Annotated in this window: 16 protein-coding genes; 1 reads left to right on the plus strand and 15 read right to left on the minus strand. The window is 44.2% G+C overall.

Annotated features, from left to right (window positions below; translation table 11 throughout):
• The 13 genes from POW22_RS07855 to POW22_RS07915 form a co-directional block, all read right to left on the minus strand.
• Window positions 1-932: DUF4421 family protein (locus POW22_RS07855; RefSeq protein ID WP_336407714.1), on the minus strand; the 932-nt coding region annotated here is incomplete at its 3' end.
• A 9-nt stretch (window positions 933-941) separates the two neighbouring features.
• The gene (locus tag POW22_RS07860) at window positions 942-1,928 is read right to left on the minus strand and encodes a hypothetical protein (protein WP_272832087.1); all 987 of its coding nucleotides are present in this window, start codon (window positions 1,926-1,928) and stop codon (window positions 942-944) included.
• A gap of 54 nt (window positions 1,929-1,982) precedes the next feature.
• Window positions 1,983-2,861 (minus strand): pirin family protein, encoded by an 879-nt coding sequence (locus POW22_RS07865; RefSeq protein ID WP_272832088.1) that lies wholly within the window; start codon window positions 2,859-2,861, stop codon window positions 1,983-1,985.
• A 2-nt stretch (window positions 2,862-2,863) separates the two neighbouring features.
• Window positions 2,864-3,220, minus strand: coding sequence for a hypothetical protein (locus tag POW22_RS07870; RefSeq protein WP_272832089.1), 357 nt, complete (start codon window positions 3,218-3,220; stop codon window positions 2,864-2,866).
• 78 nt (window positions 3,221-3,298) lie between these two features.
• On the minus strand, window positions 3,299-4,012 hold the full coding sequence (locus POW22_RS07875; RefSeq protein ID WP_272832090.1) for a methyltransferase domain-containing protein: 714 nt from the start codon (window positions 4,010-4,012) through the stop codon (window positions 3,299-3,301).
• Between the two features lie 11 nt (window positions 4,013-4,023).
• Window positions 4,024-4,740: a membrane or secreted protein gene (locus POW22_RS07880; protein WP_272832091.1), complete on the minus strand. Its 717-nt coding sequence runs from the start codon at window positions 4,738-4,740 to the stop codon at window positions 4,024-4,026.
• A gap of 11 nt (window positions 4,741-4,751) precedes the next feature.
• Window positions 4,752-5,624 carry a YitT family protein gene (locus tag POW22_RS07885; protein ID WP_272832092.1) on the minus strand — a complete coding sequence of 291 codons (873 nt, stop codon included), beginning with the start codon at window positions 5,622-5,624 and terminating at the stop codon, window positions 4,752-4,754.
• Between the two features lie 6 nt (window positions 5,625-5,630).
• Window positions 5,631-6,161, minus strand: a complete 531-nt coding sequence (locus POW22_RS07890; RefSeq protein ID WP_272832093.1) for a hypothetical protein — start codon at window positions 6,159-6,161, stop codon at window positions 5,631-5,633.
• Window positions 6,151-6,396, minus strand: a complete 246-nt coding sequence (locus POW22_RS07895) for a putative signal transducing protein (RefSeq protein WP_272832094.1) — start codon at window positions 6,394-6,396, stop codon at window positions 6,151-6,153. Before POW22_RS07895 ends, POW22_RS07890 begins: the two co-directional genes overlap by 11 nt.
• Before the next feature lie 10 nt (window positions 6,397-6,406).
• Entirely contained in the window at window positions 6,407-7,417 is a 1,011-nt protein-coding gene (locus tag POW22_RS07900) for an SAM-dependent methyltransferase (protein ID WP_272832095.1), read from the minus strand.
• 88 nt (window positions 7,418-7,505) lie between these two features.
• A complete protein-coding gene (locus tag POW22_RS07905; protein ID WP_272832096.1) occupies window positions 7,506-8,366 on the minus strand; it encodes an OmpA/MotB family protein in 861 nt (286 codons plus the stop codon).
• A gap of 79 nt (window positions 8,367-8,445) precedes the next feature.
• A complete protein-coding gene (locus POW22_RS07910; RefSeq protein WP_272832097.1) occupies window positions 8,446-9,438 on the minus strand; it encodes a glycosyltransferase family 2 protein in 993 nt (330 codons plus the stop codon).
• A gap of 10 nt (window positions 9,439-9,448) precedes the next feature.
• The gene (locus POW22_RS07915; protein ID WP_272832099.1) at window positions 9,449-9,892 is read right to left on the minus strand and encodes a type I restriction enzyme HsdR N-terminal domain-containing protein; all 444 of its coding nucleotides are present in this window, start codon (window positions 9,890-9,892) and stop codon (window positions 9,449-9,451) included.
• Between the two features lie 27 nt (window positions 9,893-9,919).
• On the opposite strand from POW22_RS07915, the gene holA reads away from it, so the two are divergent.
• Window positions 9,920-10,918 (plus strand): DNA polymerase III subunit delta, encoded by a 999-nt coding sequence (gene holA / locus POW22_RS07920; protein ID WP_272832100.1) that lies wholly within the window; start codon window positions 9,920-9,922, stop codon window positions 10,916-10,918.
• Window positions 10,919-10,924: 6 nt separating this feature from the next.
• Here the strand turns inward: holA and POW22_RS07925 are convergent, their stop codons facing one another.
• On the minus strand, window positions 10,925-11,623 hold the full coding sequence (locus tag POW22_RS07925) for a DUF6090 family protein (RefSeq protein WP_272832101.1): 699 nt from the start codon (window positions 11,621-11,623) through the stop codon (window positions 10,925-10,927).
• Between the two features lie 42 nt (window positions 11,624-11,665).
• Window positions 11,666-12,046 carry a DoxX family protein gene (locus tag POW22_RS07930; RefSeq protein ID WP_272832102.1) on the minus strand — a complete coding sequence of 127 codons (381 nt, stop codon included), beginning with the start codon at window positions 12,044-12,046 and terminating at the stop codon, window positions 11,666-11,668.
• Window positions 12,047-12,141: the final 95 nt, after the last annotated feature.

A 12,141-nucleotide genomic window follows, 5' to 3' on the forward strand; every position in this document is an offset into this window, starting at 1 on the left:
TGATCGTTCAAAAGAGAACTGCCGCCACCAGTATCCGTAAAGGTGGACTCAAAGTTTAAAAAAGCACCAGCAATAAAGCGTTCTGAGCTGTATCCCAATTGCAAGCCGCCATCCAAGGCAATAGGGTAGCGGGTATCTGTCTCTCTAGCGCCGGTTTGCTCTAGTGTGGATTCGCTGAATTGTATTCCAAACCCCGGAGATAACTGCGGAGAAATAAACCAATGGGTATCAATCACCCAGGTGTAGTAGTAGGCTGCCAAAAGTTCAAATTCAAAATTATTCTCTACCTCTTTGCCCTGATCAAAGGTTGCAGATACTCTTCTATAGCCGTAGCGAAAGGTCGGTACAAAACTCCCTGCACTTTTAAGTTGCCACTGGGTATTATAAACTATGTTGCGTAGTGAGAATCTATCGTTCAAGACATAAGCGGTAGAGGCTCCCCAGTAAATGGTCTTGAGGTCGGGGAATTGAACAAAAGGGTCTGTATCAGGGTTCCAGTCGGTGATGAAATCTTCTGTGTTGGTTACATAAAAACCTTGATTTCTTTGATAGGTGAGCTCCTGAGCCCATTTCCCCAAAAAGAATCGAAAGCTAAAGTCGGTAAGATCACTTGCTCCTTTACGGGCGTCGTCTTTGTTGGAATTGAAAAAACGCGGAGCAAAGCCAGCGCTAAATCCTAAAAATTCATAATCTAAAGAAAGCGCTACTCGCAAACTGCTGTTGGTGCTTAGGAAAATATCCGGATTACCTCGGTCAAAGACTTGAAAATCCTCATTCTGTGTATCCAGGTTAAGCTTTAGAATGATTTTGTCTACATAGGATTTTATATACAGGCTGTCAGCTTCTTGAGCCTTTGCATTACTGCATGCCGCTAGCGCAATTGTTAGCAGTACACTTTTGATAAGGTTTGGATATGTAGTTGATTTAAAGATACAGTTCGATTAATTGAAACGAATAGATTCCAAGGTGGCTTTGTACTGTGGCAGTCGTTGTAGCGGGTCATCAAAGGCGCTTGAAATAAATACCAAGGCGCTGTTGCTTCCATTGAGAATAGCTGCAAAGAACACGCCGCTTCGGTCTCCAGAAACCACCGTAGTTTCTAGAACTGTGGCAGGCATTCCATTGATAACCAGCTGCTGTGTTGCGGCAGCGGTGATCTTTAATTGTCCCTGCTGACTTTCTTCAACCAACTGCTCAAAATACTTTTCTTGGGCCTCTACCGGCAGTACGGGGATCGGAGCAAAATTCATTGAGGTAGGAAGGCTTTTTTCTGCTTCTGGATCTCCATCCTTGTTGTAGATGTCTACTTGCTTGCTTAAAACGGCAGGTTTAAAACCGGTGATGTTTGGATCAAAGGTGTAAAACGGTCCGGAGAGGTCCTCCGCACTTTGCTCCTTATCATGAACCATGGTCTTAAATATTTCCAATACTTCATTGCGCGCCGTTGGGCTGTCACTGGGATATTCTCCGAAGATCAAACAAACAAAATCATCATCGCCAAAGACCATGGAGGCCTTTCGCTGCGTGGGTAAATTAGAAGGGCCGTCCAAAAAGATCCCGTCATAAGGGCCAAAGCGAATGTCACGTACAATATCAACCTGAGTGCCTCCAGCTTCTATATTTTCCCGACTAAAGGCTTTTTTCGCGTTCTCAAATTTGGCCGACGGCGTTTCGACGATTTGAATAAAAGTATTTTGGTCTTTTTGAATTTGATTCTGCGCTCGAACAAACTTAAACTGCTCCGGTAATAAGGCATAAACCTTGGAGCCGGGAATGCGTTTGTGAGCCTCTGTGAGTCTGGAGTTTATAGTATCGGGAAATCGTGTGGGATCTGCCTTGGTAGTTGCAGCAGCTTGCTTCTCTTCTTTACAAGCAGTAGTAACCGCAAAGGAAGCTATAAGCAATAGCATAAAAAAATTGATACGCATAGTAGTTCTGAGTTGCACCTCAAAACTAAAGAAAAATGCGCAAACCTCTTGTGTTTATTGCTTTAGTTGAGGAATGGGGATATAAGTGGAATCTCCAGGAACTTTCGGAAACTTCTTAGCCTCCCAATCTACCTTGGCTTGCGCCAATCGATCCTTATCTGAAGACACAAAATTCCAAAGTAAATAGTGCTCTTGTCCTAAAGGCTCCCCGCCAAATAGCATTAATTGGGTATCGGCACCCATACAGATCTCACATTGTTCATCGGTCTTGCTGATCAGCATTTGTCCGGCATCTACCTTTTGCCCGTCTAAATTGATCTGTCCCTTGACAATCACAAAGGCAACCTCTCCGCGCAATTGGCCCGCGAGTGAGAGCGTAGTTTCTTCCGCAGTGAATACATCCACCATAAATAAAGGCGAATAACCCTGCAATGGCGCTTTTCTACCAAATGCTTCTCCGGCGGCCAGTTTAAAGTGGATTGGGCCCTCTTGCCAATTTGGAATTTGATCCGCAGGATAATAATCAAAGCGAGGTTCCATGGTCTCTTTTTCTGGAGGCAATGCCACCCAGATCTGGTACCCATGCATGTCAAATTCTCGACCGTCTCGCAATTCTTGAGGGGTACGCTCCGTATGTGTAACTGCGCGACCTGAAGTCATAAAACCCACATCTCCCGGAGAAATCACTTGAACACTCCCCACACTGTCTCGGTGTTCAATTTGTCCTTTAAACAGATAGGTCAAGGTACTGAGGCCAATGTGAGGATGCTGGTCCACGTCCATATACCGCCCGGGACCCAGTGTTGCTGGTCCCATATGATCAATAAAAGTAAATGGACCTACCTGACGTTTTTTACGGAAAGGCAGCAAACGCCCAACCATAAAATTGCCCAGATCTGCTTGCCGCTCGTTGACTAAGAGGTCGTTGTTCATGTTTATTCTTTTTTCACTGGCCTGTAAGATACGGCAGCCTTGGCAATTACGTCGGTATCAAAATAGATCTCTAGACCTTTAGAAATGATAAGCTCTTGAGTTTGCTCGGGTTTAACGGCAAATTCCTGAAGGATCTCGCCCTCTTTTTGAACGCGAATGGAGAAGTCGCCTTTACCAATATTAGACACTACGATAATACTGTCCACATGCACAAAAGGGTTGATCGTTGCATCTTGCCCAGGGCCTTTCCCGGTGATGGACATGCTTTGATTTGGATCCAAATCAATAATTGCAGCCTCTTGGGCAGTTGCGCTCAGCATAAAACCAAATAAGGCGATCAGTGTAATTTTTATATTCATGATTGAAGTTTTTTTAAAGATAGTTTGGTTCTACAGGCCTGATTGCCAACAATATCACAATTCTTTTATAAAAGCCTCTTAATTCGCTTTGGCAAATACCATACAGTGTTGCCAAGGGAGGTTATCTATGTTTTCCACCAATTTAAAACCAGCAGCCTCCATTTCTTTCACGGCTTGAGCTTCGGTCATTTTATGAGTTTCTTTGATCGGTACCGTGGGATCCTCTCCGCGATATTCGATGAGGTATAATTTGGCATCAGGCCGCATAGCTTGATAAATAGAGGCCATCATCTCCACAGGAAAGCTAAACTCGTGATATACGTCTACGATAAGTACTTTATCTACGGAGTTCGCAGGCAAATTAGCAGTCTTCTCTGTAGATTTCACCAAATTAACGTTGCTAGCCTCTAGCGCTTCTTTGCGGTATTCCATAGCCGCCAACATCTCATTTTGAATGTCTACACCATAAACGGTTCCTTGACTGGCTAAAGGAGCCATTCTAAAAACGTGATAGCCGGAGCCGGCTCCTATGTCTGCAATATCGTCATTGGGCCCAATCTCCATATTGGCCAGCAGGGCAGAGACATTCTCTTCTTTCTCACGTTCCGGGCGCTCCAGCCAACCCATACCTTGATAGCCCATGACAAAGGCAATCTCTCGCCCCATATACCATTTGCCGGTCCCGTTGCGGTCTCCTGATTTAAAGGTATAAGGACCTTCTTGTTTCTCCGTTTGCCCTTGACAACTCCAAAGGGGAGCTAATAACAAAAGCAGTATTAATGTCTTTTTCATAGCTAAATTTTTTACTGCGGATTGCGGACACTCCAAACCTCGTATAGCGGATCGCCTTTACTAGAGAATCCGGAATGGTGCCAATGCCCGTCTATTAGTTCAAAGTCAAATGCTAAAGCGGCTCCCACGCGGGCTACGTCTCTAGAGAAGAACTCAATGTTTTCGGTGTATTTGCCATCTACGGTCGTATAGCTACCACCGCCGGTAGCCATGAATTGTTTGGTCTCGGTATTGTAGGCGATCCATTGAAAGCGCGTACCCGAAAGGATCTTCATGGTTTTGCGTGGACGCGTTGTATCGCGCTCTTGCATTTCACCGTTGCGTTTGCGTCCAGACATGAGCCAAGCGCCGTTCAAGGCGCCAGGAGTTCCATCGTCAATACGTGTGAATACCCGATCATCACCCACGATTTGCAGTTCTTTATCGGTTAAACGAATGTCAAAGCTGATGGAATTTCCTACGGCTTCGGGATTGTCTGAATTGAATTCCACCGTTTCTGTAAGTGTGTTTCCTTTTAGACTCCACAATCCCCCATTGGTATGAATAAAAGCGCCAGTCTTTGCATCGTAAATGGTCAGCACTTGATAGCCGTCAGCAAAGATGACCACTTGATGGATTTCTTGTCCTTGATCTGTGGTATGGTAATGTTCCCAAGCGCCGCGGAGGTTTTGGCCTTGGATGCTGAGCGCAATCAACATAAAACCTACTGCTAAAAGTAAATTTCTCATAATCTCTAGATTTATTTTTTAGACCGATCGCGACTGAGGTATTTCCTCAAAATACCCCCACGAACGTTGTTGACGTCAAACTCAATGACAAAGGCATCGGGGTCTACATGGTCAATCAACCGCTGTACGCGGCGAATATCAATACGATTGATCACCGAATGAATGATCTCTACATCGTCTTTTTCCCCGCGGCTCCCCACACCTTTGGTGCCTTTGTAGACGGTCATTCCAATACCGAGTTTCTCGGTAAAGGCTTGGCGTAAGTCCGCAGGATGTTCAGTGACGATCATCAGCCCCACATGATCTTCAAAACCTTCTATGGTGTAGTCTATGGCTTTTGCCGTCACAATGTAGGTGAGAATGGAGTAGAGGGCCACCTCCACAGAAAGCAGGAAAGCGGTTATTCCAAACAAGACAATGTTGAATACCAAAATTACCCGTCCAATACTGAGGCCCCATTTTTCGTTGATATAGATTCCAAAGATCTCTGAACCGTCCAAAACGGAACCGTTTTTAATGGCCAAGCCAATACCAGCTCCTAAAAACAGGCCGCCGAATATGGAGATGATCAGTTTGTCATCGGTGATGGATTGAAAATTCTCAAAGTGGATCATTACCGCTAAGACCAGCACAGAAAAGATCGACTTGATCAAGATCTTGCGCGCAACTGTAAACCAGCCGATAACAAAAAATGGAATGGTTATGATGGGTAGGGTATAGGAGAGCTCTACATGGAACAACTCAGCAATTAAAATCGCAATTCCCGTGACGCCGCCGTCTAAAAACCCATTGGGCAATAAAAAGGCTTTAAGACCAATACTTGCCAAACATACCGCCAAAGCAATTTGGAGCAATTCAAAAATCAGCGATCGATTCAAACTCATAGGGCTTTAAGGTCTGTTTTGGATATAACTCGCTGGTATAGGATTCTCTGGCCCTTCTTGGGTCCAATAGATATTGACGATCCACCAGCGGGTGCCGTCAAATTGCATTTGAATACTGTTAATGCCGCGCATAAAGGGTTCGGTATCTTTTTTGGAACGGAAGGATTCATAAGTGCTAAACACCTGCGCGATGGTCCCAAAACGATCTTCTTGCCGTCCAATCTCCTTCTCGTAAAAACCATTTTCCACCAACCAAGTCCCTGAGCGTTTTATATAATCTTCTGGACTCATATACACCACTTGATAGCTGCCGTCTTTGGTCTTGGCGGAAAAGATTAGTTTTGCCTCTTGTTTAAAAAGGTATTTAAAAAGGTCCCAGTCACGCGCTTCTCCTTTTTCACCACTGATCACTCCGTAAAGCGTGGCAATGGTAGCGTCTATGCTTTCTACTTTGGTTGGCTGGTCTGCCTTGTCTTGTGAAAAGCTGCTTTGACAGCCCAAAATAAAAACCAGCAGGAGGAGTGTTCTAAGCGTCATCGGTCTGTTGGTTGTTTATGAAATCTTCAATTACCGGCTTGGCCTTGGCCAGATCGTCTTGATGTATTTTTAGACGGACTGTATTTGGTGTTCCACCGCCAAATCCTGCAGTGATGCCCGCTTGATAATCATTTTGCACCATGGCGTCTACACCTGCTTCTGCTAATAATCCTTTTAACAGGATGACGCGTACTTCTGTTCCGGAATAGACGGTTTCAAATTCTTGTTCACTCATATGTTTTGTATTATGAACCTAGAGGCTCTAAGGTATATTTGAGTTCTATTTGTGGTTCGAGTTGATAATTAAAGGTTATTGTGCTGTCTGGAAAGGGTTTTTCTAAACGCATTTCCAAGGGAAGACTCAAGGAAGATTCCCCGCGTTCTAAAACAATATCTTCATGGATCTTCACCCGCGTGTCAATGATGAGACTCTCAAAGTCATCCATGGAAGCCAAGCTCACAGGAACTTCCTTGAAGACACTCGGTAAGCTATCTCCTTGAGGGATCTGGCCCAATAGATCACTTACGTTGACTATAGTCTTTTTGTGGAGTTCCTCACGATCCTCGCTACCAGCAGCTGCTGGTTTGATCAAACTCAGTTCCAAGCTCACATTCTCGGGTATGAGAATAATATCGTCATTAAACTGAGGTAACATGTTGTGGAGTATAGGCACATAGCATTCGCGGTAAAGCAGAGCATCTAAGGTCTCGCTAAAAAGTATATCGTATTGATCGGCTTCAGGAACCTTGAAGGTGACTGCATCGGCCAAATAAGCATCGATTAAATATTCTTCTAATTCTAAAGCTTGTATCAGCTTTTTTGCAGCCTCCAAAGAGCGCTCGTTGATCTCTAAAATACTAAAGGAAAGTTCTTCTGAGGAGTAGATCGCTGTGAGTAAGGTCATAAACGGGGCATAAGGTCCGCAGCCTGCATAAAACACTTTTACAGGTCTACCGCTAACTCTGGTCTTGGCCAATGCGATGGCTTGTTGCATACCCTGCAGGAATTTGCTTGTTCTTCTAAGGTCTAAGAGGCATTGTGCCGCGTGATTTATACCTAACGCCTTTCCGTAAGCAGATGGGACTGCAGCCATCATTTCCATCTCTTGATCCATACCCGACACCTGAGTGAGTTCGCTGAAAAGTCCGTGAATTTGCATTAAGCGTCCGTGTAGGTTTTGGTCATTCTGCGGATCTTCCAAAATGGAAAGTACTGCTGTTTTAAGTGTTTCTTTGTTGGATTGTTGATCGGTCATGGGTGTGATGTAGCTTATCCTTAAAGATAAGGTATTCGCATAAAAAAACCGCGCTTGTGGGCGCGGTTTGTAGTTTGTTAAGCGAAGACTAGTTATTGATCGCTGGATCTTTAAGTCCGTCTTCTATCATGTTGTAGAACTGATCGATCTTAGGCAATACCACAATACGGGTACGTCGGTTTCTCGCTTTTCCTTCTGCTGAGTCATTTGGCGCTACAGGAATGTATTCTGAGCGTCCACCAGCAGTCATACGCTTAGGATCCACCCCAAATTCATCCTGAAGCAGTCTTACCACTGCCGTTGCACGTAGCACACTTAAGTCCCAGTTATCTTTGATCCCTGCTCGGCTGATAGGGTCGGTATCGGTGTGACCTTCAACCAAGAATTCAAAGTCGGGCTTGTTGTTAACTACCTTAGCTACTTTTCCTAGCACTTCTTTGGCGCGATCGGTAATGGCATAGCTTCCGCTCTTGAACAAGAGCTTGTCAGAAATATTTACGTAAACCACTCCTTTTTCAACGCTCACTTCGATATCTTCATCATCCAAGTTTCCAAGTACACCTTTAAGACTTTGTACCAAGGCTAGGTTTACGGAATCTCTGCGTGTTACTGCATCTTGTAGTTTGCGAATGGTCAAGTCTTTTTCTTTGAGACTTTCTAATGATTTTTCAAGGTTGGCAGCACCTTGTTGGGTAAGTGTGGTGAATTCCCCAATTTGTTTAATCAGGTCTCCATTGGTGGCATTCAATGAATTTACCTGTGATTGCAAAGAGTTTGCTTTGGCAGTGAGTCCCGCTTTTTCTTCCAGACAGCTGTTGAGTTTAACAGTGGCTGAGTTTAACAGATCTTCCGTGTTGCGTTGTTTGGCTTCTAGTTCTGCGTACTGCTTTTTAGATACACAGGATACCGCAGTGAGGGCTATTGCGGCAATTAATGCTATTTTCTTCATAAATCTCAGTTTAGTTACGTAAAATTAGTGGTTATCCAGCGTTGCTAAAAATCCTTAACAATACTTTAGGTAAAGGTAGTTAAAGCTTGCTAAAAGTGCGCAGGCCTGAAACAAAATACTTCCACACTATACTGTTAATAACATAGTAGTTGTTCTTGTTGTAAACGGCTGGCTTTGTTTTGGTTATAGCGCTGTAGTTTCTGTAAAAGTCCATATGTGCTCTAAAGATCGCACTCACATGTGCAAATTGCCCTTTGATCAAAAACCGCAGGGCGGCAACTCCATCGAGTACCATACGAACAAAAATGCGCTTTTTAGCGGTGAATCCGTTGAGGTTTTTGGCCAGACAGTACAGAGAATTTCTGAAGTTGTAATACGTTTTCTTAGGATGCATGGTCGGTAAAGTACCGCCACCAAGGTGATAAACGGTACTTTGCGGGATGCATTTGACTTCTCGACCTAAATGAAACAAGCGCCAACAAAGGTCGATCTCCTCCATATGAGCAAAAAAGCGTTCGTCAAAACCTCCAGCAGTCTCAAAAGCCTCTTTGGTAATGAATAAGCAAGCACCTGTGGCCCAAAAGATATCGATCTCGGTATTGTATTGACCCTGGTCTTTCTCTAAGCTGTCAAAAATGCGTCCGCGGCAATACGGATAGCCGTATTTGTCAATAAAACCACCTGCGGCACCAGCGTATTCAAAACGGTCAGGATTACGGTGATCCAAGATCTTAGGCTGTGCAGCAGCGAGTTGTTGATTGTTTTGAAAGGCCGCAATCATTGGGTCGAGCCAATTAGGGCTTACTTCCACATCACTATTGAGCAAAACCCAAAGGGGTTCATCTACCTGCTTTAGAGCTTCATTATAACCACCAGCATAACCACTGTTGGTCGCGTTTTGTATCAAGGTGATCTGCGGATAACGCTCACGCAAAAAAGCCACAGACTCGTCTGTCGAAGCATTGTCGGCCACGTAAATGTGAGCTCCGGAGCTATTCGCCACCACAGAAGGCAAGTAGGTCTCCAGCAGTTGGCGTCCGTTCCAATTTAGTATGACTACAGCGACTTTCACAATTGCAAAGTTAGTTATACACCGGCAGTTCTGGTAAGAAATTATATCGTCCCGCAGTATAGTCTAATTGACAATAGTAGTGTGCCAAGCCGTTGGTGACCATCAACAGGTCTGCATTTAAAGCCAAATTATAGCGCGCAATCTGATCAAAGGTGTCTTGAGTGATGGCTACAGAAGGCGCTTTGCATTCCACCAAAACCCGAATTTTCCCATCGGGATGAAACACAACTACGTCATAGCGTTTCTTTAAGCCGCTCACTTCCAGTTGCTTTTCCACATTGATCAAACTCAAGGGGTAGCCTTTGTCTTGATGTAAATAATGCACACAGTGTTGACGCACCCATTCCTCCGGGGTGAGGACCACAAATTTTTTTCGGATCACATCAAATACGCCGGGCTTATTTTTGGTATTTTTGAAACGGAACTCGTATGGAGGAAACGCCAAAGGCTGCATGCAACAAAGGTGCAGTTTTTTTTTGAGATGGATGACGTAAAACGCATAGTGACCGATATTAGAAGCGGTAATTTCAAACCCATTTATTTTTTGATGGGTGAGGAGGCTTATTATATCGATCAGATCGCGGATTTCATTGAAGAGAATGCTTTAGATCCCACCCAAAGAGATTTCAATCAAATGATCCTGTACGGCCGCGACGTAAGCATTGACGATATTGTTGGGCAGGCCAAACGCTTCCCGATGATGGCAGACCGCCAGGTAGTCATTGTAAAAGAGGCTCAAGATCTATCACGCACCATTGAGCAATTGGTTGCTTATGCGGAGAACCCGCAACCTACAACCGTCTTGGTGATCTGTTATAAATACAAGACGCTAGACAAGCGCAAAAAACTCTACAAGACCTTAGGGAAGGCTGGGGAGCTTTTTACCAGTAAGAAACTCTATGAAAATCAGGTTCCGGATTGGATCCGCAGGGTACTTAAAGGCAGGGGTTACTCGATTGCACCGAAAGCTGCACAAATGCTGGTGGAGTTCATTGGAACGGATCTGTCCAAGATCAATAACGAGTTAGAAAAACTACAACTCATAGTACCTGTGGGTACAGAGATCAGTCCAGAGATCATTGAAGAGAACATTGGGATCAGTAAGGACTTCAACAATTTTGAGCTGCAAAAAGCCATAGGGGAGCGCAATATCAAAAAGGCTTATCACATTGCCAATCACTTTGCGCAGAACCCCAAGAACCATCCTTTAGTGATGACCGTAGCGCTGCTGTACAGTTTTTTTAATAAACTGCTCAAATATCACGCCTTGCCAGATCCATCTGCCGCTCCAAGGGTCTTGGGAGTGAACCCCTATTTTATTCGCGATTACCAAACTGCTGCGCGGAATTATCCAATGAAGCGCGTGAGTGCCATAATCAAAGGCATTCGCAAGGTGGATATGAAAAGCAAAGGCGTAGGAGCACACAATATGAGCCAAGCAGATCTTCTCAAAGAACTGCTGATCACCATTTTTGATTAAAACCTCTTATTCTAAAGCCTCAGGAAGCAGGCGCTCGTCTATTTTTGTCAGGGCTGTCGTGGCTTGCGATTTGTACTGTTTTAAAGCAGGCAACAAATTCTTGCAAGCAATGACATTGAAAAAGGCCACCCGATTGCGGTATTCCGGATCGTTGGTAATATAATCCAGATATTCTTCAGGTAATTTTCCACTTAAGATCTCAGAAAACCAAGGTTGTGTATTGCGCCAATGCTCTAAGGTTTCATAGGTGTCAGCTTCTACGCGAGAAGAGATCTCGTCTATGACATCTATAAATCCACTGTAAAATTGTACTAGCTCTATGGCCAAAGAATCTCTGTTCTCCTTACTCTGATTGAAGCTTCGGAGTTGCCCGTAGCCTTTGTCATTGAGTTTAAAGGGAACATAAGTAGTGATTATGGAATGACAATCATTACACTCCTCGTAATTCTGACGAGTAAAAGGTCCTTTAACAATACTGTCGGCCAGTTTTTCGCGCGCCTCATAATAAGGGATGATGCGCCCCACCAAGGTGGTGTCTATGATCAAGTCGGCTTTTACATCAGAAAAGATAGCGAGGAGTTCTTCCCGCTCCTTTTTCTTCTCATTGGCGTTGTTGATGGCTAAAGCGATTAAAATACCTGCTACCACTAGGACAATCTCGCCTAATGCGTATAAAAGGTATTTCCCGACTTTGCCTTTACGCATCGCGTCTAGTTTAGAGCGTTTGAATATCCGGCCGCTCAAGGACTAAAAGAGTTGTTTTATGGTGTACTTTCCACCGCCCATTAAAGCAATAGCTGTAAATCCTACCAAATAAAGCAGGGCCTTTTCCATATTGGAAAATGGGTCATTTCCGTGCACAATAAAGGCGGCGACAGCCATGGTAATGATAACAGGGATAGCTGCCAAACGGGTTCTAAGACCAAGGATGATCAATATTGGACAGATCGCCTCAGCAAAAACAGTGAGTATAAAACTCAAGGTAGAACCAATTCCCAAAGGATCTCCAAAGCTCATATCGCCTTGAATCAAATTCATCAATTTGGGAATTCCGTGAAAGAGCATGAGGGCAGACATACCCACACGCAATACCAAAAGACCAGTTTGGTAGTTTTTAGATACGCTCATAAATGTCAGTTAAGTTGTTCGAATTAAAGGTACGTAAATTCAGATAACCTTGTTTTTACCATTTCTTAAAAAATGTGTAAGTAAGCTGTTGGTAA

It is taken from the genome of Gilvibacter sediminis (assembly GCF_028561565.1).
In the GTDB taxonomy this organism is placed as follows: domain Bacteria; phylum Bacteroidota; class Bacteroidia; order Flavobacteriales; family Flavobacteriaceae; genus Gilvibacter; species Gilvibacter sediminis.

Coding starts and splice junctions, on each gene's coding strand:
- POW22_RS07895 (WP_272832094.1), bottom strand. CDS start 6,396: ATGAGTGAACAAGAATTTGAAACCGTCTATTCCGGAACAGAAGTACGC.
- holA (WP_272832100.1), top strand. CDS start 9,920: ATGGATGACGTAAAACGCATAGTGACCGATATTAGAAGCGGTAATTTC.
- POW22_RS07900 (WP_272832095.1), bottom strand. CDS start 7,417: ATGACCGATCAACAATCCAACAAAGAAACACTTAAAACAGCAGTACTT.
- POW22_RS07915 (WP_272832099.1), bottom strand. CDS start 9,892: ATGCAGCCTTTGGCGTTTCCTCCATACGAGTTCCGTTTCAAAAATACC.
- POW22_RS07905 (WP_272832096.1), bottom strand. CDS start 8,366: ATGAAGAAAATAGCATTAATTGCCGCAATAGCCCTCACTGCGGTATCC.
- POW22_RS07885 (WP_272832092.1), bottom strand. CDS start 5,624: ATGAGTTTGAATCGATCGCTGATTTTTGAATTGCTCCAAATTGCTTTG.
- POW22_RS07860 (WP_272832087.1), bottom strand. CDS start 1,928: ATGCGTATCAATTTTTTTATGCTATTGCTTATAGCTTCCTTTGCGGTT.
- POW22_RS07930 (WP_272832102.1), bottom strand. CDS start 12,046: ATGAGCGTATCTAAAAACTACCAAACTGGTCTTTTGGTATTGCGTGTG.
- POW22_RS07875 (WP_272832090.1), bottom strand. CDS start 4,012: ATGAAAAAGACATTAATACTGCTTTTGTTATTAGCTCCCCTTTGGAGT.
- POW22_RS07925 (WP_272832101.1), bottom strand. CDS start 11,623: ATGCGTAAAGGCAAAGTCGGGAAATACCTTTTATACGCATTAGGCGAG.
- POW22_RS07870 (WP_272832089.1), bottom strand. CDS start 3,220: ATGAATATAAAAATTACACTGATCGCCTTATTTGGTTTTATGCTGAGC.
- POW22_RS07880 (WP_272832091.1), bottom strand. CDS start 4,740: ATGAGAAATTTACTTTTAGCAGTAGGTTTTATGTTGATTGCGCTCAGC.
- POW22_RS07865 (WP_272832088.1), bottom strand. CDS start 2,861: ATGAACAACGACCTCTTAGTCAACGAGCGGCAAGCAGATCTGGGCAAT.
- POW22_RS07890 (WP_272832093.1), bottom strand. CDS start 6,161: ATGACGCTTAGAACACTCCTCCTGCTGGTTTTTATTTTGGGCTGTCAA.